At 63.9% G+C, this 23,671-nt stretch carries 19 protein-coding genes; 2 read left to right on the top strand and 17 right to left on the bottom strand.

The window, feature by feature from the left end:
- Window positions 1–16 precede the first annotated feature (16 nt).
- From purF to leuC, 14 genes are all read right to left on the bottom strand, one after another.
- A complete protein-coding gene (gene purF, locus GYA95_RS03790; RefSeq protein WP_013971613.1) occupies window positions 17–1,522 on the bottom strand; it encodes an amidophosphoribosyltransferase in 1,506 nt (501 codons plus the stop codon).
- A 42-nt stretch (window positions 1,523–1,564) separates the two neighbouring features.
- Complete coding sequence (locus GYA95_RS03785; protein WP_013971612.1) at window positions 1,565–2,122, bottom strand: CvpA family protein; 558 nt, start codon at window positions 2,120–2,122, stop codon at window positions 1,565–1,567.
- Between the two features lie 228 nt (window positions 2,123–2,350).
- Window positions 2,351–3,016 (bottom strand): SPOR domain-containing protein, encoded by a 666-nt coding sequence (locus GYA95_RS03780; RefSeq protein ID WP_015269438.1) that lies wholly within the window; start codon window positions 3,014–3,016, stop codon window positions 2,351–2,353.
- Entirely contained in the window at window positions 3,000–4,307 is a 1,308-nt protein-coding gene (gene folC / locus GYA95_RS03775; RefSeq protein WP_015269437.1) for a bifunctional tetrahydrofolate synthase/dihydrofolate synthase, read from the bottom strand. Before folC ends, GYA95_RS03780 begins: the two co-directional genes overlap by 17 nt.
- A complete protein-coding gene (accD, locus tag GYA95_RS03770) occupies window positions 4,307–5,200 on the bottom strand; it encodes an acetyl-CoA carboxylase, carboxyltransferase subunit beta (protein ID WP_013971609.1) in 894 nt (297 codons plus the stop codon). Before accD ends, folC begins: the two co-directional genes overlap by 1 nt.
- 221 nt (window positions 5,201–5,421) lie before the next feature.
- Window positions 5,422–6,042, bottom strand: a complete 621-nt coding sequence (locus GYA95_RS03765; RefSeq protein WP_013971608.1) for a phosphoribosylanthranilate isomerase — start codon at window positions 6,040–6,042, stop codon at window positions 5,422–5,424.
- 61 nt (window positions 6,043–6,103) lie between these two features.
- Entirely contained in the window at window positions 6,104–6,964 is an 861-nt protein-coding gene (truA, locus tag GYA95_RS03760) for a tRNA pseudouridine(38-40) synthase TruA (RefSeq protein ID WP_025338241.1), read from the bottom strand.
- 194 nt (window positions 6,965–7,158) lie between these two features.
- The gene (locus GYA95_RS03755) at window positions 7,159–9,882 is read right to left on the bottom strand and encodes a FimV/HubP family polar landmark protein (RefSeq protein WP_015269435.1); all 2,724 of its coding nucleotides are present in this window, start codon (window positions 9,880–9,882) and stop codon (window positions 7,159–7,161) included.
- A gap of 71 nt (window positions 9,883–9,953) precedes the next feature.
- Window positions 9,954–10,958 (bottom strand): aspartate-semialdehyde dehydrogenase, encoded by a 1,005-nt coding sequence (locus GYA95_RS03750; RefSeq protein ID WP_015269434.1) that lies wholly within the window; start codon window positions 10,956–10,958, stop codon window positions 9,954–9,956.
- 863 nt (window positions 10,959–11,821) lie between these two features.
- A complete protein-coding gene (gene asd, locus GYA95_RS03745) occupies window positions 11,822–12,934 on the bottom strand; it encodes an aspartate-semialdehyde dehydrogenase (RefSeq protein WP_003260268.1) in 1,113 nt (370 codons plus the stop codon).
- A gap of 63 nt (window positions 12,935–12,997) precedes the next feature.
- Window positions 12,998–14,080, bottom strand: coding sequence for a 3-isopropylmalate dehydrogenase (gene leuB / locus GYA95_RS03740; protein ID WP_015269433.1), 1,083 nt, complete (start codon window positions 14,078–14,080; stop codon window positions 12,998–13,000).
- Between the two features lie 54 nt (window positions 14,081–14,134).
- Window positions 14,135–14,899 carry a class I SAM-dependent methyltransferase gene (locus tag GYA95_RS03735; RefSeq protein ID WP_015269432.1) on the bottom strand — a complete coding sequence of 255 codons (765 nt, stop codon included), beginning with the start codon at window positions 14,897–14,899 and terminating at the stop codon, window positions 14,135–14,137.
- Between the two features lie 147 nt (window positions 14,900–15,046).
- Window positions 15,047–15,691 carry a 3-isopropylmalate dehydratase small subunit gene (gene leuD, locus GYA95_RS03730; RefSeq protein WP_015269431.1) on the bottom strand — a complete coding sequence of 215 codons (645 nt, stop codon included), beginning with the start codon at window positions 15,689–15,691 and terminating at the stop codon, window positions 15,047–15,049.
- On the bottom strand, window positions 15,688–17,121 hold the full coding sequence (leuC, locus tag GYA95_RS03725; RefSeq protein ID WP_013971600.1) for a 3-isopropylmalate dehydratase large subunit: 1,434 nt from the start codon (window positions 17,119–17,121) through the stop codon (window positions 15,688–15,690). The genes leuD and leuC overlap by 4 nt, the downstream gene beginning before the upstream one ends.
- Before the next feature lie 131 nt (window positions 17,122–17,252).
- Between leuC and GYA95_RS03720 the strand changes: the two genes are divergently transcribed.
- Window positions 17,253–18,131 carry a LysR family transcriptional regulator gene (locus GYA95_RS03720; RefSeq protein WP_015269430.1) on the top strand — a complete coding sequence of 293 codons (879 nt, stop codon included), beginning with the start codon at window positions 17,253–17,255 and terminating at the stop codon, window positions 18,129–18,131.
- Window positions 18,132–18,193: 62 nt separating this feature from the next.
- Window positions 18,194–21,490, top strand: a complete 3,297-nt coding sequence (locus tag GYA95_RS03715) for a PAS domain S-box protein (protein WP_015269429.1) — start codon at window positions 18,194–18,196, stop codon at window positions 21,488–21,490.
- Window positions 21,491–21,590: 100 nt separating this feature from the next.
- On the opposite strand, the gene GYA95_RS03710 is transcribed toward GYA95_RS03715, so the two are convergent.
- From GYA95_RS03710 to GYA95_RS03700, 3 genes are all read right to left on the bottom strand, one after another.
- The gene (locus GYA95_RS03710; protein WP_003260273.1) at window positions 21,591–22,034 is read right to left on the bottom strand and encodes an Hsp20 family protein; all 444 of its coding nucleotides are present in this window, start codon (window positions 22,032–22,034) and stop codon (window positions 21,591–21,593) included.
- 172 nt (window positions 22,035–22,206) lie between these two features.
- Window positions 22,207–23,178, bottom strand: coding sequence for a tRNA dihydrouridine synthase (locus GYA95_RS03705; protein ID WP_015269428.1), 972 nt, complete (start codon window positions 23,176–23,178; stop codon window positions 22,207–22,209).
- A gap of 51 nt (window positions 23,179–23,229) precedes the next feature.
- Window positions 23,230–23,664, bottom strand: coding sequence for an acyl-CoA thioesterase (locus GYA95_RS03700; RefSeq protein ID WP_015269427.1), 435 nt, complete (start codon window positions 23,662–23,664; stop codon window positions 23,230–23,232).
- Window positions 23,665–23,671: the final 7 nt, after the last annotated feature.

Below are 23,671 nucleotides of genomic sequence, written 5' to 3'. Positions count from 1 at the left end.
GCCGTCGCTCCCGAAATCAGTTGTTGTAGAGGTCGATGATCGCACTGACCGCCTGGTTCTTGGCCTTGGCCAGGTCGTTACGAGCCTGCTCGATGCGGTCGAGGTAGGCTTCGTCGATATCGCCAGTGACATACTCACCGTTGAACACGGCACAATCGAACTGATCGATCTTGATCTTGCCGCCACCGACCGAGTCGATCAGGTCCGGCAGGTCCTGGTAGACCAGCCAGTCGGCGCCAATCAACTCGGCCACCTGTTCGGTGGTACGGTTGTGGGCGATCAGTTCGTGAACACTCGGCATGTCGATGCCGTAGACGTTGGGGTAGCGCACGGCAGGAGCTGCGGAGCAGAAGTAGACGTTCTTGGCACCGGCTTCACGGGCCATCTGGATGATCTGCTTGCAGGTGGTGCCGCGCACGATCGAGTCGTCCACCAGCATCACGTTCTTGCCGCGGAACTCCAGTTCGATGGCATTGAGCTTCTGGCGTACCGATTTCTTGCGCGCGGCCTGGCCTGGCATGATGAAGGTACGGCCGATGTAGCGGTTCTTGACGAAACCTTCGCGGAACTTCACGCCCAGACGGTTGGCCAGCTCCAGGGCCGCGGTGCGGCTGGTGTCCGGGATCGGGATGACCACGTCGATGTCATGCTCGGGACGTTCGCGCATGATCTTGTCGGCCAGTTTTTCACCCATGCGCAGACGGGCCTTGTACACCGACACACCATCCATGATCGAGTCCGGACGGGCCAGGTAGACATGCTCGAAGATGCACGGCTGCAGCTTTGGTGCTTCGGCGCACTGCTTGGTGTACAACTGGCCTTCTTCGGTGATGTACACCGCTTCGCCCGGCGCCAGGTCGCGGATCAGGGTGAAGCCGAGGACGTCCAGGGCCACGCTTTCCGAAGCAATCATGTATTCCACGCCTTCGTCGGTGTGACGCTGGCCGAACACCACCGGGCGGATGCCGTTGGGGTCGCGGAAGCCGACGATGCCGTAGCCGGTGATCATCGCCACCACGGCGTAACCGCCAACGCAGCGGCTGTGCACGTGGGAAACCGCGGCGAACACGTCTTCTTCGGTCGGCTGCAGCTTGCCACGCACCGCCAGCTCATGGGCGAACACGTTCAGAAGTACTTCCGAGTCGGAGTTGGTGTTGACGTGGCGCAGGTCGGACTCGTAGATCTCCTTGGCCAGCTGCTCGACGTTGGTCAGGTTGCCGTTGTGTGCCAGGGTGATGCCATACGGCGAGTTGACGTAGAACGGCTGCGCCTCGGCAGAGGTCGAGCTGCCCGCCGTCGGGTAGCGCACGTGGCCGATACCGATGCTGCCGACCAGGCGCTGCATGTGGCGCTGCTGGAACACGTCGCGCACCAGGCCATTATCCTTGCGCAGGAACAACCGGCCGTCATGGCTGGTCACGATACCGGCAGCGTCCTGGCCGCGGTGCTGGAGGACCGTAAGCGCGTCATACAGCGCCTGATTGACGTTCGACTTACCGACGATACCGACGATGCCACACATGCGACGCAACCCCTACTTTGACGAAACTTGAGTGAATAGTGCTCAGGGCTTTGCCGGCCCGAGCAACTGTTCCTTGAACGGAAGATCAGCTGGAGTGCCGATCAGCCCACTGGGTGTCCACTGGCCGGTAAAACCCAGGATCAGGTTTTTCGACCAGTCGGCAACCAAGAGAAATTGTGGTATCAGGCGTGATTCCTGCCACCAGGTGTCTTGTTGAACCGGCCCCAGGCTGATCAGCCCGATGGCCACCACCACCAGCAAGGCCCCGCGCGCGGCGCCGAAGGCCATGCCCAGGAAACGATCGGTGCCGGACAGCCCGGTCACGCGAATCAGCTCGCCGATGAGGAAGTTGATCATGGCCCCCACCAGCAAGGTGGCGACGAAAAGAATGGCGCAGCCGGCGATGACGCGCATCGACGGCGTCTGGATGTAGCTTTCAAGATACACCGAGAGCGAACCGCCGAACATCCAGGCAACCGCGCCGGCAATGATCCAGATGAGCAAGGACAAGGCTTCCTTGACGAAGCCGCGCTTGAGACTGATCAGTGTGGAGACGGCGATGATCGCGATGATCGCCCAATCAACCAAGGTAAATGCCACGGTGCTGCCTGCAGACGTTTGAGGCGGCGCATTTTAACAGAGCGGCGGGCTGGGAGTAAGCAGAATGTCGGGTGGATTAGCATGCGCACTTCTGTAGGAGCGGCCTTGTGTCGCGATCGGGCCGCACAGCGGCCCCAAGGGTCTCGGACACAGCCAAAATCGCCGGGGCCGCCATGCGGCCCGATCGCGACACAAGGCCGCTCCTACAAGGGTCCGAGTCAGCCAGACTCAGCTGCGCTCAGGCTGGAAGCGCACCACGAAGCCCTTGAGGCTGTTCTGGCGGTTGATGGCGTCGCGCACGCGCTCGGCCTCGGCCCGCTCGATCAGCGGCCCCACGTACACGCGGTTCATGCCACCCGCCGAGCGGATATAGGCGTTGTAACCCTGGCTACGCAAGGTTTGCTGCAGCTTTTCGGCCCCGGCACGGTTGGACAGGCTGGCCAACTGGATCGACCAGCTGACCGGCAGGCCATTGACGTCGATCTTCGATGGCGCCGTCGGCGCGGCCGGCTTGGCTGCCGGCTGAGGCTCGACCTTGGCCACAGGCGCCTGCGGCTTGGCAGGCTGAGGCTGGGGCTGCACCTGCACTTGAGGCTGGGTCTGCGGTGACGGTGCAATCGGCTGGCTGGGCGTGCTCGCCGGCGCGGTGGACTCGTCCACCACCACCGGTGGCTGTTGCGGCTCTTGCGCAATGGCCTGCGGCTCCGGCACGGCGACCGGCTCCACCTTCACTTCCGGCAGGCTTGGCATGGCCGGCGCCTGCGGGGCATCGACGCGCACCTGACGCATCTCGTCCTCGCGGGTGAACAGCATCGGCAGGAAAATCACCGCCAGCGCCACCAGCACCAACGCACCCACCATGCGCTGTTTCATCCCTTTATCCAGCACTGCCATCTACTCCACCCTCCTGGGCGTGCCGCTCCAGCCATTCCAGTGCCTGGGCAACACAGAAAAACGAACCGAACAGCAAGATCTGGTCATCCGCCGTTGCCTGCGCGCATTGCCCTTCAAGGGCAGCATCGACGCTGGCATAAGACTTCACCGCGGCGCCGACGTTCGTCAAGGCCGTGGCCAGCTCCGCAGCCGGGCGGCTGCGCGGGGTATCCAGTGGCGCCACTGCCCAGTCGTCGACCAGCCCCTGCAGCGGCGCGACAACACCGTCCAGGTCCTTGTCGGCGAGCAGGCCGAACACCGCCAGGCGGCGCCCCTTCAGCGGCCGGGCCGCCAGGCGCCGGGCCAGGTACTCCGCGGCGTGCGGGTTGTGCCCGACATCCAGCAACAGTTCCACCGGCTTGCCCTGCCAGCTCAGCTGGCGACGGTCGAGGCGACCCGTGATTCGGGTATCCAGCAGCGCCTGGCGAATCTGGCCGGCGTCCCAGGGCAGCCCCATCAGCAGGTAGGCCTGCAGGGCCAGCGTGGCGTTTTCCATGGGCAGGTCGAGCAAAGGCAGGCCAAGCAGCTCTACCGGCGCTCCATCAGCCGCAGTACCCCGCCAGTTCCAGCTGCCATCGGCAATGGCCAGGTCGAAGTCACGACCACGCAGGAACATCGGCGCAGCCAGTTCGGCGGCCTTGTCCAGCAGCGGCTGAGGCGGATCCAGGTCACCGCACAGTGCCGGCTTGCCCTGACGGAAGATGCCTGCCTTCTCGAAGGCCACCAGCTCGCGGGTATCACCCAGGTAATCGACATGATCGACGCCGATGCTGGTCACCAGGGCCAGGTCGGCATCCACCACGTTCACGGTGTCCAGGCGGCCACCAAGCCCCACCTCCAGTACCACGGCATCCAGCTGCGACTGGAAGAACAACCAGAACGCGGCCAGAGTGCCCATCTCGAAGTAGGTCAGGGAAATTTCGCCCCGCGCCGCCTCGACGGCGGCGAAGGCTTCGCACAGGCGCCCATCGCTGGCCTCTTGGCCATCGATCAGCACCCGCTCGTTGTAACGCAACAGGTGCGGCGAGCTGTACACGCCAACCTTCAACCCCTGGGCACGCAGCAGCGAGGCCACGAAGGCACAGGTCGAGCCCTTGCCGTTGGTGCCGGTCACCGTCACCACACGTGGCGCCAGCTTGCCTAGCGCCAGCCGGGCAAGCACCTTCTGCGACCGCTCCAGGCCCATGTCGATGGCCGAGGGGTGCAACTGCTCGAGGTAGGCGAGCCATTCGCCCAGGGATCGTTGTTTCATCACGCGACGGCAGCCGCCTCACGCGCTTGCTCCGGGGTTTCCTGGCCAGTCATCTGCGCCAGCAGGCGGGCCAGACGCGGGCGCAGCTCGCCACGAGAGATGATCAGGTCGATGGCGCCGTGCTCCAGCAGGAACTCACTGCGCTGGAAGCCTTCCGGCAGCTTCTCGCGCACGGTCTGCTCGATCACGCGCGGGCCGGCGAAGCCGATCAGTGCCTTCGGCTCGCCGACGATCACGTCACCGAGCATGGCCAAGCTGGCGGAGACACCACCGTACACAGGGTCGGTCAGTACCGAGATGAACGGGATGCCTTCTTCGCGCAGGCGCGCCAGCACGGCCGAGGTCTTGGCCATCTGCATCAGCGAGATCAGCGCTTCCTGCATGCGTGCACCGCCCGAGGCGGAGAAGCAGACCATCGGGCAGCGGTGCTCCAGGGCATAGTTGGCCGCGCGCACGAAGCGCTCGCCGACGATGGCACCCATGGAGCCGCCCATGAACGAGAACTCGAAGGCGCTGACCACGATCGGCATGCCCATCAGGGTGCCGCTCATGGAGATCAGGGCGTCCTTCTCGCCGGTTTGCTTCTGCGCGCCAGCCAGGCGGTCCTTGTACTTCTTGCCATCACGGAACTTCAGGCGATCGACCGGCTCCAGGTCGGCGCCCAGTTCGGCACGGCCATCGGCGTCGAGGAAGATGTCGATGCGCGCACGTGCGCCGATGCGCATGTGGTGGTTGCACTTGGGGCAGACATCCAGGGTCTTTTCCAGCTCCGGACGATACAGCACGGCCTCGCAGGCCGGGCATTTGTGCCACAGGCCTTCAGGCACCGAGCTCTTCTTCACCTCGGAACGCATGATCGAAGGGATCAGTTTGTCGACTAACCAGTTGCTCATGCTTTCTTTCTCCAGTATTGGCAGGCGTGGTCCGGTGTCGCCGGCCCTACCCTGCCCTTGAGCTCAAAATCTTTATGAAACGATGATGGACCGGCCGCCGGGACTACCAGCGCGCCACCCCACCGCTAATGTGTTGTGTTGCCGCCACAGGCGCAGGCGGCTGCCCCACAGGGCTGCGAAAGCTATGGACGATGGCGCGCAGCCAGCCGTCACATCTGCCATCACGCCTGTTTCACCGCACGCATGAAGGCCTCGATCTTCGCCGCATCCTTGATGCCCTTGGCTTGCTCCACGCCGCCACTGACATCCACCGCGTACGGCCGCACCTGGGCGATGGCCTGGCCGACGTTGTCGGCAGACAGCCCGCCCGCCAGAATGATCGGCTTGCTCAGGCGCGCAGGTACCAGCGACCAGTCGAATGCTTCACCGGTGCCTCCGGGTACGCCCGGCACGTAGGTGTCCAGCAGAATGCCGCGGGCACCAGCGTAAAGCCGGCAGGCCGCCTCCAGATCGTCGCCCGGGCGTACGCGCAGGGCCTTGATCCAGGGGCGGTGGTAGCCTTCGCAGTCCTGTGGGGTTTCGTCGCCGTGGAACTGTAGCAGGTCCAGCGGAACCACTTCGAGGATCTCGTTCAGCTCGCAGCGCGAAGCATTGACGAACAAACCGACCGTGGTCACGAACGGCGGCAGCTCGGCAATGATCGCCCGCGCCTGGCGCACGTCCACGGCGCGCGGGCTCTTGGCATAGAAGACGAAGCCGATGGCATCGGCCCCCGCTTCGGCAGCGGCCAGTGCGTCTTCGATGCGGGTAATCCCGCAGATCTTGCTGCGAACATTGCTCATGGACAGCGAACCCTGCTTGTTACGGTGAAAGGCCGGATGTTAGCAAATGACTTTTCGCCCGTCAGTCTGCCAATGCTTCGTAACCGGTCAAAAAGTGTGGACCGATGTAACGCTTGGGCAGCGCGTACTCCTCGGGGTACTCCACCTGCACCAGGTAGAGGCCGTATGGGTGCGCCGTGACCCCACCTTCGCGGCGGTTGCGCCCTTCCAGCACCTCACGCGCCCAGGTGACCGGGCGCTCTCCGGCACCGATGGTCATCAGTACACCGGCAATGTTACGCACCATGTGGTGCAGGAAAGCCGTGGCGCGCACGTCCAGCACGATCATCTGGCCATGGCGGGTGACGCGCAGATGGTAGATGTGCTTGATCGGCGACTTGGCCTGGCACTGGCTGGCGCGGAAGGCACTGAAGTCATGGGTACCAAGCAGGTACTGCGCGGCTTCGGCCATGCGTTCGACATCCAGCGGGCGGTGGTTCCAGGTGACTTCCTCGGCCAGATGGGCCGGGCGGATCGGGTCGTTGTAGATGACGTAGCGGTAACGCCGGGCGCAGGCCTTGAAGCGGGCATGGAAGTCGGCCGGCATCGGCCGCGACCAGACCACGCTGATGTCATGGGGCAGGTTGAAGTTGGTGCCCATGGTCCAGGCGCGCTCATCGCGCACGGCGCGGGTGTCGAAGTGCACGATCTGCCCGCAGCCATGCACACCGGCGTCGGTGCGCCCGGCGCAGATTACCGAGATGGGCTCGTTGGCCACCTTGGACAGCGCCTGCTCCAGGGCCTGCTGGACACTGGGCACGCCACTGGCCTGGCGCTGCCAGCCACGGTAGCGCGCGCCTTTGTATTCCACGCCCAGGGCGATGCGGGAGTAGCCTTCGGCCGCGGACTCGGCGGCGGCGGTGTCGATGATGTCCAAGAGCATGAAACCTGTGGGGGTGTACGGAATGGCGGGGATTATAACGACAACGGCAGCCGTGTAGGGCTGCCGTTGAATATGCACTGCCTTTCAGGGCCTCTTCGCGGGTAAACCCGCTCCCACAGGGCCCGCACAGAATTCGGACCTGTGATGAACCTGTGGGAGCGGGTTTACCCGCGAAGAGGCCGGAGCAGGCAACCTCAGACCAGCCGGGAGAGCATGTCCTCGGCCTCCTGACGCTGGCTGTCGTCGCCATCCTTGACCACTTCATCGAGAATGTCGCGTGCGCCCTGGTTGTCGCCCATGTCGATATAGGCGCGGGCCAGGTCAAGCTTTGTGGCCACTTCGTCGCTTCCGGAGAAGAAGTCGAAGTCCAGGTCGTCCAGTGGCTCGGGCTCGGGCTGGGCAGCCGCATCCTCGCTGGTGAAATGCGGCTCCAGCGACGGCGACTCGAGGCTCTGCGACAGCTTGTCCAGCTCAGCGTTGACGTCGTCCAGCTCCGAGGTAAAGCTCTTGGCTGCCGGCGAATCGTCTTCCAGCGACAGCGAAAGATCGAAGTCGGATGGCAGATCGAACTCGGAAAGCGGGTCGAACGCTGGCTCGCTGTCGAAGGCAGCCAACTCGGCGGCGACATCCACCGGGGTTTCGTCGACCGCAGCCGGGGCTGCCGGGGCAACCGGCTCGCTGATGTCGAGGTCGAAGTCGGACAGGTCCACAGCGGGCTGTGGCTCGGCCTGCGCCAGCATGGCCTCGAATTCGGCGTCAGCGTCGGCCTGTAGCTCGGCGTCCACCGCAAACGGCTCGTCTTCGGGCTGAGCCGATTCCAGCACGGGTTCATCCAGTACCGGCTCTTCGACTACAGGTTGCTGGGCCACAGATTCGTCCAGCAGCGGCGCTGCCAGCGGGTCTTGCTCGGGCAGGTCGTCACCCAGGCTCAGGTCGAAGGCACTGTCCAGGTCCTGCTCGTCCAGGCCCGGCGCATCGAGGGTCGGCACTTCATCGAAGGCATCCAGCTCAGCATCCAGGTCAACTTCGGGTTCGAGCGCTGCTTCAGGTTCCGCCAGAGCAACGGCCTCTGGTTCAATCGCCACCTCTGGCTCGACCGCCGGCACTTCCTCCGGCGCTACATCGGCAACCACTGGCGTATCAGGCTGATCCTGCAACAGCTCCTGCACGTACTGCTCATCCATCTCGGCAGCCAGGGCCGCCGCGCCCAGGCCGGCAGCAGCCAGGCCGAGCATGGCCGGGTAGCGCTCTTTCAACCCGGCAACCGCTGCACTGTTCTGCTCACTGGCCGGCAACTTGCGCTCCTGCTCGACGAACGCGCTCTGGTCACCCTGGCGGGCGTACACATCCATCAGTTTCAGGCGCAGGTCGTCACGCTGCGGCGCGGCGGCCACGGCAGGTTCCAACAGGTCGGTAGCGCGGTTCAGGCGGCCTTCGGCCACGCACTGCTCGACTTCCGCCAGCAAAGCGGCGTGGGGGTCGGCTTGCGGTTCAGGTTGCGCTTCGACAGCGGGTGCCGCCGTTTTTTCCGCGGCGGTGGCGGCGGCAGCCGAAGCGGCGACCACGGCCGGCGACAGGGTTACGCTCGGCGCCGAGACTTCTACGCCATCGAAGCTTGCGCTATCGCTGTCAAAGCCTGCGCCCTGCTCTTCTTCCAGCGCCCGCGCCATGCGCAGGTGCTTTTCAGCCTCCTGCTGGGCCTTGCGCTTGCGCGCCAGCAACAGCAGCAGAAGCAGCAGTACGAGGAAGGCGCTACCGGAAATCAGCCCGAGCAGCAGCGGGTTGCCCATGATTTCGTCGATCACGCTGTCAGGCTGACCGGCAGGTGCGGCCTCGGCGGCGGGCACCGGCTTGGGTGCGGTATCGACGGCGGCAGGCGCAGGCTTGGCGACCGGTTCGGCCGGTGCAGCCGCCCCCTGGGCTTCAAGGCGGGCCAGCTGGTTGTTCTTCAACTCGATCAGACGCTGCAGCTTGTCCAGCTGGCTCTGCAGGTCGGCCATGCGGCTCTTGAGCTCTTCGTTGTCGCGACGACTGGTGTCCAGGCTTTCCTGGGCCACCGCCAGCTTGTCATTGAGGGCCTTGGCCTGGTCGGCACCGGCCTGGTTGCCCGGGCTGACCAGGCGCAGGTTGTCGCCCTGGGCGATACGCGCCGGAGCTGCCTCGGCGGTACCGCGGCGAGTGGCGTCCAGCTGGCGGGCACGCGGGCCCAGGCGACGACCTTCACGCCAGGCAGCATACTGCTCGGCCACCTCGGCGGTCGCCTCGCTCTGCGGGATGTTCTGGATCTGCTGCTGGTCGGGCAGGCGCAACACCTGGCCAACCTTCAGCTGGTTGATGTTGTTGCCGATGAAAGCGTCCGGGTTCAGGGCCTGGATCGCGATCATGGTCTGCTGGATCGAGCCGCCCTGGGTATTGCGCGCGGCAATCTGCCACAGGGTGTCCCGGCGCTGGGTGGTATAGCTGCCGGCAGCGGTCACCGCTGGCGCGACATTGCCTGCCGCAGGCTTGTCGCCCTGGGCCTTGGCCTGGTCGAGCAGCACGCTGTAGTCACGCAGCAGGCGGCCCTGCGGCCACATCACCTGGACCAGGAACTTTACCACCGGTTCCGGCAGCGGCTGGCTGGAGGTAACACGCAGCACGCTCTTGCCGTTGGGGTTGATCACCGGCGTGAAGGTTAGGTCTTCGAGGTAGGTTGGGAATGCCACCCCGGCCTTGCTGAAATCTTCCGGCGGCGCCAGGCTCGGTGCCACTTCGGCAGCGGTGAGGTCGCGCACGTCGAGCAGTTCGATCTCGGCGTCCAGGGGCTGGTTCTGTGCCGATTTGAGGGTCAGTTCCCCCAGGCCCAGGGCATTCGCCATGCCCGACGACAGCGCCGATGCTGCAGCCATGGCCAGAACCAGTTTGCGAATTCGAAGCATGACCTCTTCCCTTGTATGAAGCGTCCTGAAACCTGCATGCAGAGCAGGACAATAGTGCTCGCCAGTATCTTTTACAGCATGTGTTTAATCAACAATTGCGCCACTTGCACAGCATTGAGCGCGGCGCCTTTGCGCACGTTGTCGGTGGTCAGCCAGAGGTTGAGCTGCTGGTCTTCATCAACACCATGCCTTACACGACCAACATAGACCACGTCCTGGCCTACTGCGTCGCCTACCGGAGTCGGATAATCGTCGCGCTCCACCAGTTCGACGCTGTCAGCCGCCTCGAGGGCCTGGTTGACCGCCTCCAGGTCGACCGGGCGACGGCTCTGTACCGCCACACTGAAGCTATCGCCGAAAAATACCGGGACTTGAACGCAGCTCACGGAAATCTTCAGTTCAGGCAGGCCCAGCAGCACACGCAGCTCACCGACCAGGCGGCGCTCCAGGGCGGTGTGGCCTTGCTCATCGGCGGCACCGACCTGGGCCAACACGTTGAACGCCACCTGGCGATCGAAGAAGCGCGGCTCCAGGGGCCGGGCATTGAGCAGCTCGGCAGTTTGCCGGGCGAGTTCGTTGACAGCTTCCCGACCTTGTGCGGACACCGCCAGCGCGGCCATCACCTGCACCCGCTCGATATCCAGCAGGCGCTTGAGCGGTGCCAGAGCAACGGCCAGGGCAACCGCGGCCGAGCACGGGCTGACGATGCGCGCGGGCAATGCCAGGTCAATCAGGCGTTCGGCGTTGGCTTCGGGCACCAGAGCCAGGGCGTCGTCCAGACCAGCGGACAGGTCGATGACCGTGCAGCCTGCCTGCAGCGCCTTGCTGGCAAAGCTTCGGCTGACTGCGGCGCCTGCGGCGAAAAAGGCCAGCTTGACCTGGGCAAAGTCGAAGCTGTCCACCTCACGTACCTTCAGCTTCTTGCCGGCGAACATCACGCTACTGCCCGCCGATTCCATGCTGGCTAGCAGGTGCAGGGTGGCGACCGGGAAATCCAGCTCTTCGAGGATCTGCACCAGGGCTTCACCGACGCTGCCGGTGGCGCCGACGACGGCGATGTCCAAAGGGTGTGTCATGGAAGGGATCCTTTTGCTGAAAACGGCGGGGGGCGGCACTTTACTCGGATTGTAGAGTTTTGTCTGTGCTGGCCCAAACCTAGAGCTGCGCTGCTCTTGATCTTGATCTTGATCTTGATCTTCGCGACTTCAGGAGGCCGAGCAGAGGTCTTGCGGAGGGAGGTGACGGGCATGGATGCCCGTCAAGCGCTGAGGCCCCATGGATGGGGCCTGCAGCGCGTGCTCCCGGGAGCAAGACCGGCGCGAGGGAACCCCGTAGCGTAGCGGAGGGGCCGGATGATGGGAGCGCAGCGTTTTTTGGTTACTTTTTGTCGCGTTTGACAAAAAGTGACTCGCCGTAAGGGCGAAAAGGTGAATCAGCGTCGCCATCGCAAACGGACTGTTCGCCATATCAAAACCGTCGCTTAAGCTTTTTGGCTTTTTGGCTTTTTGGCTTTTGGATGTGGGCATTCGCATCGAGTAGACATTCATTCGCGATGGTGGCGCCAAGTCACCTTTCCGCCCTTACGGCGGGTCCCTTTTTGTCGTGGCAAAAAGTAACCAAAAACCGTCGGCTCCCATCATCCGGCCCCTGCGCTACGCTCCGGGGTCCCCTCGCTACGGGCTTGCTCCCGGGAGGACGCGCTGCAGGCCCCATCCATGGGGCCTCAGCGCTTGACGGGCATCCATGCCCGTCACCTCCCTCCGCAATCCCTTCGCTCGGCCTCCTGAAGTCGCAATCGGCGGCGCCTGAACTATCGCGCGCCTAGAAGCAAAAGCAAAAGCGAAAGCGAAAGCAGAGAAGAGCCGGGCCGGCCGGGATGGATCGGAAATAAAAAAACCCGCGCTGTCGCCAGCGCGGGTTTTCGGTCAGGCCGGAGCGATCAACGCTCCAGCAGAATCCGCAGCATGCGGCGCAGCGGCTCGGCCGCGCCCCACAGCAGCTGGTCACCTACGGTGAACGCGCCCAGGTACTGGGACCCCATGTTCAGCTTGCGCAGGCGGCCAACCGGGATGTTCAGGGTGCCGGTAACCTTGGTCGGGCTCAGCTCCTGCATGCTGATTTCACGCTGGTTAGGTACCAGCTTCACCCAAGGGTTGTGCTGGCTGATCATGCCTTCGATGTCGGCCAGCGGCACGTCCTTGTTCAGCTTGATGGTCAGCGCCTGGCTGTGGCAACGCATGGCGCCGATGCGCACGCAGATGCCGTCGACCGGGATCGGGCTCTTGAAGCGGCCGAGGATCTTGTTGGTCTCGGCCTGGGCCTTCCACTCTTCACGGCTCTGACCGTTCGGCAGTTCCTTGTCGATCCACGGGATCAGGCTGCCAGCCAGTGGCACGCCGAAGTTCTCGGTCGGGAACGCTTCGCTGCGCATGGTCTCGGCAACCTTGCGGTCGATGTCGAGGATGGCGCTGGCCGGGTTGGCCAGGTCATCGGCGACGGCAGCATGGGTAGCACCCATCTGCTTGATCAGCTCGCGCATGTTCTGCGCACCGGCACCCGAGGCCGCCTGGTAGGTCATGGCGCTCATCCACTCGACCAGGCCGGCTTCGAACAGGCCACCCAGGCCCATCAGCATCAGGCTGACGGTGCAATTGCCGCCGATGTAGTTCTTGGTACCCGCGTCCAGCTGCTGGTCGATGACCTTGCGGTTGACCGGGTCGAGGATGATCACCGCGTCATCCTGCATGCGCAGGGACGAGGCGGCGTCGATCCAGTAACCCTGCCAGCCGGCTTCACGCAGCTTGGGGAAGACCTCGTTGGTGTAGTCGCCGCCCTGGCAGGTCAGGATAACGTCGAGGGTCTTGAGTTCTTCGATCGAATAAGCATCCTTGAGCGGTGCTGTATCCTTGCCCACGTTCGGGCCTTGGCCGCCAACATTGGAGGTGGTGAAGAACACCGGCTCGATGAGGTCGAAATCCTGCTCCTCCAGCATCCGCTGCATGAGCACGGAACCGACCATACCGCGCCAACCGATCAGACCTACACGTTTCATCGCAACTACACCTTTGCTAAAAGTGGGCCGCCACCGGGAATTTTGGGTGGCGGGCCAGAGAGATTACAGATTCCGCAGCGCTGCGACTACTGCGTCGCCCATTTCCTGCGTACCAACTTTGCGGCAGCCTTCCGAGAAGATGTCGCCGGTGCGCAGGCCCTGGTCCAGGACCAGGCTCACGGCCTTCTCGATCGCCTCGGCGGCAGCCGACTGATTGAAGCTGTAACGCAGCATCATCGACACCGACAGGATGGTCGCCAGCGGGTTGGCGATGCCAAGGCCTGCGATGTCCGGCGCCGAGCCGTGGCACGGCTCGTACATGCCCTTGTTGTCGGCATCCAGCGACGCCGAAGGCAGCATGCCGATGGAGCCGGTCAGCATGGAAGCTTCATCCGACAGAATGTCACCGAACATGTTGTCGGTCACCATCACATCGAACTGCTTGGGCGCACGCACCAGCTGCATGGCGGCGTTGTCGACGTACATGTGGCTCAGTTCAACATCCGGATAGTCCTTGGCCACGTCCTCGACCACTTCACGCCACAGCTGGCTGGAAGCCAGGACGTTGGCCTTGTCTACCGAGCACAGCTTCTTGCCGCGCACGCGGGCCATGTCGAAGCCGACACGGGCAATGCGGCGCACTTCGCTTTCGCTGTACGGCAGCGTGTCGTAGGCCTGGCGCTCGCCGCCTTCCAGCTCGCGCTGGCCACGCGGGGCACCGAAGTAGATACCGCCGGTCAGCTCACGGACGATGAGGATGTCCAGGCCGGAAACGATCTCTGGCTTGAGCGACGAGGCATCGGCCAGTTGCGGGTAGAGGATGGCCGGGCGCAGGTTGGCGAACAGGCCCAGTTGCGAACGGATTTTCAGCAGACCGCGCTCGGGACGGATGTCCCGTTCGATCTTGTCCCACTTCGGCCCGCCCACGGCGCCCAACAGCACGGCATCGGCCTTGCGCGCACGTTCCAGGGTCTCGTCGGCCAGCGGCACACCGTGCTTGTCGATGGCGGCGCCACCGATCACGTCGTGCTCCAGGTTGAAACCGAGCTGGAACTTGTCGTTGGCCAGCTCCAGCACCTTGACCGCCTCGGCCATGATTTCCGGGCCGATACCGTCACCTGGGAGAATCAGAATCTGCTTGCTCATGCTTTCCTCTATCCATTCACGCGGCGCGGCCAAGCGGGCCCCACCGAAAAGTTCTTAACGCTCGGCCCACAACACCAGCACATCGGTGCTGAACGAACCATCGGCCTCGATCTGGTAATACTGCCGTACTTCTTCGCCCATGGCTTGCTGCAATTGGCGAATTGCCACGCGCATTGGCTCGGGGGTGCGCATGCGCTCGACCCAGCTGGAAAACTCCAGGCGCAGCGGCTGGCGGGTGTGGCTGCGTACATGCAGGCCAGCCTCGCTGACCTGGCGTTGCCATTCGGCAGCGGAATAATCGCGCACGTGGCTGGTGTCGCGCAGTACTTCGACCGTTTGCAGGTAGGTGTCGAGCAGCGGGCTGCCCGGCGACATGACGTCGATGAACGCCGCCACGCCACCCGGCTTGAGCACTCGGCGCACTTCGCGCAGGGCCAGACCCAGGTCGCTCCAGTGGTGGGCCGAGTAGCGGCTGAAGACGAAGTCAAACGAGGCGTCGGCGAACGGCAGGCGTTCGGCGGCACCGCGTTCGGTGGTGATATTGGCCAGGCCGCGCTCGGCGGCGGCACTGGCGACCACGTCGAGCATGGCTTGCGAGAGGTCGTAGGCGACCACTTCGGCAACCAGAGGGGCGACGTGGAAACTGACATGACCGGCACCGCAGCCAAGGTCGAGCACGCGGGCATGGCCCCGCCCTGCCAGCGCGTCTTGCAGCAGGCCGAATTCACTGCCTTGGGCGTGCACGGCGCTGCTGAGGTAGGCGCTGGCCTGTTCGCCGAACTGGCGTTGGACCACATCGGTGTGCTGGGTGCTGGTCATGTCTCGATCCTTTTGGTTTTGGGTTGTCTCTACTGGCCCTATCGCCGGCAAGCCAGCTCCCACAGAGAACCCACAGTCTTCAGACCTGTGGAGTTCCTGTGGGAGCTGGCTTGCCGGCGATGAGGCCAGCAAACCCAACTACATCATTCAGGCATCACGGAACAGCCAAGGCTGCCCGGCGCGGTGCTTGCCTTCGAAGGCCTTGATCGCATCGCTGTCCTGCAGGGTCAGGCCGATGTCGTCGAGGCCGTTGAGCAGGCAGTGCTTGCGAAACGCATCGATCTCGAAGTGCAGCACCTTGCCATCCGGACGGGTCACCGCCTGCGCCTGCAGGTCGATGGTCAGCTGATAGCCCGGGATGGCTTCGACCTGCTTGAACAGCTCGTCGACTTCCTCGTCGCTGAGGATGATCGGCAGCAAGCCGTTCTTGAAGCTGTTGTTGAAGAAGATGTCGGCAAAGCTCGGCGCGATCACGCTGCGGAAGCCGTACTCGTCCAGCGCCCATGGGGCGTGCTCACGGCTGGAGCCGCAACCGAAGTTCTCCCGCGCCAGCAACACGCTGGCACCCTGGTAGCGTTCGTGGTTGAGCACGAACTCCTTGTTCAGCGGGCGCTTGCTGTTGTCCTGGTAAGGCTGGCCCACGTCCAGGTAACGCCACTCGTCGAACAGGTTGGGGCCGAAGCCGGTGCGCTTGATCGACTTCAAAAACTGCTTGGGGATGATCTGGTCGGTGTCGACGTTGGCACGGTCCAACGGCGCGACGAGGCCAGTGTGCTGGGTAAAGGCTTTCATGCTGCGCTCCCTTGGATCAACTCGCGGACATCGATGAAGTGGCCGGTCACCGCGGCGGCGGCGGCCATGGCCGGGCTGACCAGGTGGGTGCGGCCACCGGCCCCCTGACGGCCTTCGAAGTTGCGGTTGGAGGTAGACGCGCAATGCTCGCCGCTCTCCAGGCGGTCCGGGTTCATCGCCAGGCACATCGAGCAGCCTGGCTCACGCCATTCGAAACCGGCCTCGAGGAAGATCTTGTCCAGGCCTTCGCGCTCGGCCTGGGCCTTGACCAGGCCCGAGCCCGGCACCACCAGCGCCTGCTTGACGTTGGCAGCGACCTTGCGGCCCTTGGCGATTTCGGCGGCAGCGCGCAGGTCTTCGATACGCGAGTTGGTGCACGAACCGATGAACACGCGGTCGAGCTTGATATCGGTTATCGCCTGGTTGGCGGCGAGGCCCATGTACTTGAGGGCACGCTCGATCGAACCACGTTTGATCAGGTCAGGCTCGGCAGCCGGGTCCGGCACGCGCTGGTCGACAGCGAGGACCATCTCCGGCGAAGTGCCCCAGCTGACCTGCGGCTTGATTTGCGCAGCGTCGAGCTCGACCACGGTGTCGAACACCGCGTCAGCGTCGGAGACCAGGCCTTTCCAGGCTTCGACCGCCTGCTTCCACTGCTCGCCCTTCGGCGCGTACGGGCGGCCTTCGACATAGGCAACAGTGGTGTCGTCCACCGCCACCAGGCCTACGCGGGCACCGGCTTCGATGGACATGTTGCAGATGGTCATGCGGCCTTCCATCGACAATTCGCGGATGGCGCTGCCAGCAAATTCCATGGCGTGGCCGTTACCACCGGCGGTACCGATCTTGCCGATCACGGCCAGGACGATGTCCTTGGCGGTTACGCCGGCAGGCAACTGGCCTTCCACGCGCACCAGCATGTTCTTCATTTTCTTGGCGACCAGGCACTGGGTAGCAAGCACGTGCTCCACTTCGGAGGTGCCGATGCCGTGGGCCAGGGCACCGAAGGCGCCGTGGGTGGAGGTGTGCGAGTCACCGCAGACCACAGTCATGCCAGGCAAGGTGGCACCCTGCTCCGGGCTGATGACGTGGACGATGCCTTGACGCTCGTCATTCATCTTGAATTCGACGATGCCATATTCGTCACAGTTCTCGTCGAGGGTCTGCACCTGCAGGCGCGACACCTGGTCGACGATGGCCTCGATACCGCCCTTGCGCTCTGGCGTGGTCGGCACGTTGTGGTCAGGCGTGGCGATGTTGGCGTCGATGCGCCAAGGTTTGCGGTTGGCCAGGCGCAGGCCTTCGAAGGCCTGGGGCGACGTCACTTCGTGGATGATGTGACGGTCGATGTAGATCAAGGACGAGCCGTCATCACGGCGCTTGACCTCATGGGCTTCCCAGAGTTTGTCGTAGAGCGTTTTGCCAGCCATCAGACTGTTCCTCATCAGCGTCTTTCTATGCCAAAGACCCCTTGGCTTGTGCGGTCGATGCTAGGGGGTTAGATTGAATAACTCAAATTCATAATTTTTATGCTTTGGATAACCAACAGGAATGCGACCCCATGGATCTGGCCAACCTTAGCGCCTTCATCGCAATTGCCGAAACCGGTAGTTTTTCCGGGGCGGCCGACCGCCTGTTCCTGACTCAACCGGCCGTCAGCAAACGCATCGCCGGACTGGAACAGCAACTGGATGTGCGCCTGTTCGACCGGCTGGGCCGCGAGGTGACCCTGACCGAGGCGGGCCGCGCCCTGCTTCCCCGCGCCTACCAGATCCTCAACGTCCTCGATGATACCCGGCGCGCGCTGACCAATTTGACCGGGGAAGTGAGTGGTCGGCTGACCCTTGCCACCAGCCACCATATCGGCTTGCACCGCCTACCCCCGCTGCTGCGGGCCTTCACCCGGGAATACCCTGCAGTGGCGCTGGATATTCAGTTCATGGATTCGGAAGCGGCCTACGACGAAATCCTCCATGGCCGCGCGGAGATTGCCGTTATCACCTTGGCACCCGAGCCGCACCACCTGGTCAAGGCCGTGCCGGTATGGGACGACGCCCTGGACTTCGTCGCCGCTCCCGAGCACCCGCTGGCCAACAACAACACGGTCAGCCTGGCCGACGTCGCCCGCCACCCGGCCGTGTTCCCGGGCGGCAACACTTTTACCCACCACATTGTTCAGCGCCTGTTCGAAAGCCAGGGCCTGACGCCGAACATCGCCATGAGTACCAACTATCTGGAAACCATCAAGATGATGGTGTCCATCGGCCTGGCCTGGAGCGTGCTGCCGCGCACCATGCTCGACGAACAGGTTGCACCCATCGCCTTGCCGGGCATACAGCTGTCTCGCCAGCTAGGCTACATTTTGCACACGGAGCGTACGCTTTCGAACGCGGCCAGGGCATTCATGGCCCTGCTCGACAGCCACGCAGGGCCCGCCTGACCGGTCGTCAGCCCGGTATTGCCACCTCCAAGGACGCGTCATACGCCAAAGGTCTGGTACCGATGCCCAAATCAGCGAATCGCTTTTTGCGCCTGCCGCGCATACCAGCGGCCGACCCTCAGGAGTCGGAACAGGCCTGGCAGAACGCCCCACAGTTGCTGGCCGCACTCAACGGCGCACGGCTGGGAGCCTGGCTATGGGATATCGACAGCGGCCGGGTGAGCTGGTCACGGGGCACCCAGGCTCTGTTCGGCTTCGACCCGCAGCGCCCGCTCCCCGCAGATATCGACTACCTCGACCTGCTGCCGGAGGAAGACCGTGCGCGCACACGCCAGGTGTTCCAGGCAGTGTTCAACGGCGAACCGGTGGAGCAGGCCATGCGCCACCGCATCCGCTGGCCGGACGGCAGCCTGCACTGGCTGGAGATCAACGGCAGCCTGACCCACGACCCGAACGGCCGGCCGCAGATGATCGGGGTGATCCGTGAAATCACCCGCCAGCGCGAGCGGGAAACGGCGTTGATCAATTCGGAAAAACGCTTCGCCACCCTGTTCCACCTCAGCCCCAATGCCATTTTGCTCACCCGACGCCACGACGGCATGATCTTCGAGGTCAACCAGCACTTCGAAGACATGTTCGGCTGGCCCGGTAGCCAGGTGATCGGCAAGACCAGCCTGGAGCTTGGCCTGTGGGCAAACCCCGAACAGCGCCACCAGTTGCTGGAGTCGACCCGTGGCAACACTGGCCCTTTGATAATGGAAGTCCAGTTCCGCGCTACCAGCGGCAAGGTACATGACGGCATCCTCTGTACCCAGGGCATCGAACTGGAGGGCGGAACCTTCCTGCTCAGCACCTTTATCGACACCACCGAGCGCAAACGTGCCGAGCAGGCCTTGAAGGACAGCCAGGAGCGCCTGGACCTGGCCCTGGATTCGGCACAGCTGGGCACCTGGGACTGGCATATTCCCAGCGGCATGCTCTACGGTTCGGCGCGCGCCGCGCAGCTGCACGGCCTGCCGCCCATCCCGTTTCACGAATCGTTCGACGCGTTTTTCGAAGGGGTCCCGGAGCAAGAGCGCAATTCCATGCGCCAGGCCTACCGCAGCCTGCGCGAAGGACCTGCCGGCAACTACCAGATCACCTACCGGGTACAGCTGGAAAACGGCATCTCGCGCTACATCGAAAGCCGCGCCCGGCTGTACCGCGACGAGCAGGGCAACCCGCTGCGCATGGCTGGCACTTTGCTCGACATCACCGACCAGGTGGAGCGCGAACAGCGCCTGAGCGCTTCGGAAGAGAAGTTCGCCAGCCTGTTCCAGGTAAGCCCCGACCCAATCTGTGTCACCCGCCAGGACACCGGGCAGTTCATCGAGATCAATCCGGCGTTCACCCAGACCTTCGGCTGGAGCACCGAGCAGGTGATCGGCCGCACCGCCGAGGAAATCGGCCTGTGGGCGGAGTCCATCGAGCGCGCGCAACGCATCGAGCGGGTAATCCGCGAGCAGGCCCTGAGCAACGTCGCCGTAGTGGTCAACCACCGCAATGGGGCACCGCTGACCTGCGTGATTTCCAGCCGCCTGATCACCGTCGATGACCAGCCTTGCAGTGTTACCACCCTGCGCGACATCACCCAGCAGCAGCGCGCCGAGGCGGCGCTGAAGTCCAGCGAGGAGAAGTTTGCCAAGGCCTTCCACTCCAGCCCTGACGCCATCACCATCACCGAACGCTACAGCGGTCGCTACCTGGAAATCAACGACGGTTTCTGCCGCCTGACCGGCTACAACGCCGCCGACGTGGTCGGCCGCACGGTGTACGAGATCGGCATCTGGGCCGACGACAAGCAGCGCAGCGCCCTGCTGGCCGAGTTGCGCGAGCGTGGCCGGGTGCATCATCGCGAGATGCTAGGGCGCAACAAGCGCGGCGACATCCTCACCGTGGAAGTGTCGGTGGAGCCGATCACCCTCAATGAGGTGGACTGCCTGCTGGTAACCGCCCGCGATGTCAGCCAGCTGAAAAACGCCCAGGCACAGATTCGCCACCTGGCCTACCACGACCCGCTGACCAACCTGCCCAACCGCGCCCTGCTGATGGACCGCCTGAGCCAGCAGATCGCCCTGCTCAGGCGCCACAACCTTCGCGGCGCCCTGCTGTTCCTCGACCTCGACCACTTCAAGCACATCAACGACTCGCTGGGCCACCCGGTGGGCGACACGGTGCTGAAGATCATCACAGCGCGGCTGGAAGCCAGTGTGCGCCTGGAAGACACCGTGGCGCGCCTGGGTGGCGATGAGTTCGTGGTATTGCTCAGCGGCCTGGAAGGCAGCCGCGAGCTGGTCGAAGAGAAAGTCCGCGGGCTGGCCGATACCCTGCGCGAACTGCTGGCCGAGCCGATGTCGCTGGATGGCCAGCGCCTGCAGGTAACACCCAGCATAGGCGTGGCGCTGATCCCTGACCACGGCGCCACCCCGGCAGACCTGCTCAAGCGTGCCGATATCGCCCTGTACCGTGCCAAGGATTCCGGGCGCAACACCACCCAGCTGTTCCATACCACCATGCAGAAGGCTGCCAGCGAGCGCCTGCGCATGGAAAACGACCTGCGCCTGGCCCTGGCCCGCGGCGAGTTGGCGCTGCACTTCCAGCCACAGGTGGATGCGCGCGACAACCGCATCGTCGGTGCCGAGGTGCTGCTGCGCTGGCATCATCCGCAACTGGGTCAGCAGCCACCGGCGCAATTCATTCAGGTGCTGGAAGAAAGCGGCCTGATCCTGGAGGTTGGCAGCTGGATACTCGACGAAGCGTGCGATGCCTGCGCACGCATGCTCGGCGACGGGCTGATCGACGCCGATGATTTCAGCTTGTGCGTGAACATCAGCCCACGGCAGTTCCGCCAGAACGACTTTGTCGGGCGGGTGCTGCGCAGCCTGGACGATTACCGCCTGCCACGGCAAATGCTGACGCTGGAAATTACCGAAGGCATCGTCATCCAGAACCTGGAGGACACCATCAGTAAGATGCGCGAGCTGAAGCGCTACGGGGTGAGCTTTGCCATGGATGACTTCGGCACCGGTTATTCCTCGCTGACCTACCTGAAACGCCTGCCAGTGGACGCGCTGAAGATCGACCAGACCTTCGTGCGCGATGCGCCGGAAGACCCCAACGACGCCGAAATCGTCCGCGCTATCGTCGCCATGGCTCGCAGCCTGGAGTTGACGGTGATTGCCGAAGGGGTGGAACTGACCGAACAACTGGAGTTTCTGGAACGGCTGGGGTGCCACCTGTACCAGGGGTACTTGCACAGCCGGCCGCTGCCGTTGCCGGAGTTCCGGCAGATGTTGCTGGAGGCGCCGGCGGATTACTGAAACCGCTCCCACAGTGATCGCGCCAGCTTCTGGATGTTGTGCAAGACAGCCGCCACAAAAAAGGGCACCCCTAGGGGTGCCCTTTTTCACATCTACACGATCAGTTCAGCGCTGGCTTGTCGCCGTTGATCGGAATGCGCTTGGCCTTGGCCTCTTCAGGCACGATGCGCAGCAGGTCGATGCTGAGCAGGCCATTGGCCAGGCCGGCGGCCTTGACTTCAATATGGTCGGCCAGGCGGAACGACAGCTTGAAGGCGCGCTGCGCGATACCCTGATGCAGGTAGGTCACTTCAGCAGGGCCATTGTCGCGCTTGCCACCGGTCACGGTCAGGACACCTTTTTCAACCTGCAGGTCGAGGTCCTCTTCCTGGAAACCGGCTGCAGCAACCACGATACGGTAGTGGTCATCGCCATGCTTTTCCACATTGTAGGGCGGGTAGCTGCTACCGGCCTCGTTACGTGCCGCGGATTCGAACAGGTCGTTGAAACGGTCGAAACCAACGGAATGGCGGAACAGTGGAGCGAGAGAGAAAGCGGTAGTCATGGTCATGAACTCCTGAGATTCAGCAAGTAAGTCATTACGCGACCCGACTTCGGCATCGCGTACTCAAGAGATATGGCCGGGGGAAATGCTTTCAAGGGGGGAGCAGAAAAAATCTGGATTCCTGCACTGGATTTGATGGCCTCTTCGCGGGCACGCCCGCGAAAGGGCCGGATCAGGCAACACAAGCCTCCAAGGTAACCGCCTCAACCCCCAGCAACCGGCTGATCCGCGCACAGTCATCTTCCCGCCGCAATTCGGCAAACAGCACAACCGCTTCGGGATAACTGCGGGTCAGCATCGCCAGCCACTGCTTCATCCGCCCCGGTGCATAGCGCGGCGACAACTTGGCCTGGGCCTGACGCCAGAACTCGCGAAGCAACGGCAGCAGGTCGTCCCAGCTCATCGGCTGGTACTCCCGCCCGTCACGCGCCGCGGCAATCTGCAGCCCAAGATCGGGGCGCGAAACCAGCCCACGGCCCAGCATGATATCTTCGGCGCCACTGACCTCACGACAGCGCCGCCAGTCATCCACGGTCCAGATCTCGCCGTTGGCGAACACTGGCACCTTGACCACATCCTGCACCCGCGCCACCCACTCCCAGTGGGCCGGGGGCTTGTAGCCCTCGACCTTCGTCCGCGCATGTACCACCAGGTGCGCCGAACCGCCTTCGGCCAGCGCCATGGCACACTCCAGCGCGCCATCGGGGCTGTCGAAACCCAGGCGCATCTTCGAGGTGACCGGGATATGTGCCGGCACGGCATGGCGCACTTCACGCACAATGGCGTGCAGCAGCTCCGGCTCCTTGAGCAGCACCGCTCCACCGCGCGACTTGTTCACGGTCTTGGCCGGGCAACCGAAGTTCAGGTCTATCACCGGCGCGCCCAACTGGCAGGCCAGCGCGGCGTTTTCCGCCAGGCACACAGGGTCCGACCCCAACAACTGCACGCGCATTGGTACCCCTGCAGCGGTCCGTGCGCCATTGCGCAACTCGGGCGCCAGCTTGTCGAACGAGGAAGGCGGCAGCAGGCGGTCGCACACGCGAATGAACTCGGTGACGCACCAGTCGATACCGCCCACGCGGGTCAGCACGTCGCGCAGGATGTTGTCGACCAGCCCCTCCATGGGGGCCAGGGCAATTTGCATGTCGGGGTCTCGGCGGAAAAAGCCGGCAGTTTAACAAAAATTGCCGGTGTTTCAGGCGCCGATCAGCGCCGGGCCGTAACCGTCGAGGAACTCCGCCGGCATGCGCTTGGGCTTGCCGCTGGACAGCTCGATGCAGGCAAAGGTGGTCTGGGCGCGCAGCAAAGTCACGCCGTCGCGCGGGCGCTTGAGCTGGAAGCGCCGGGTCATGCGCAGGCGCTGGTCCCAGTCGATGATCCAGGTGGCCAGTTGCAACTCGTCATCCTCGTAGGCAGCAGCCAGGTAGTCGATTTCGTGGCGCACCACCGCCATGGCCCGGTCCAGCCGGCGATATTCGGCCAGGTCCAGGCCCAGGCGCTGGGAATGGCGCCAGGCGCAGCGCTCCAGCCAGGTGACGTAGACCGCGTTGTTGGCGTGGCCGAGGCCGTCGATATCCTCGCTACCGACGCGCAGGTCGATGACGAAGGGTGTTGCCAAGTCCCAGCTCATGTTCGCT

The sequence above is a fragment of the Pseudomonas asiatica genome (assembly GCF_009932335.1).
Lineage (GTDB): Bacteria > Pseudomonadota > Gammaproteobacteria > Pseudomonadales > Pseudomonadaceae > Aquipseudomonas > Aquipseudomonas asiatica.
The sequence above is the reverse complement of the archived record's forward strand: the minus strand, read 5'-3'. Positions and strand labels throughout refer to the sequence as shown.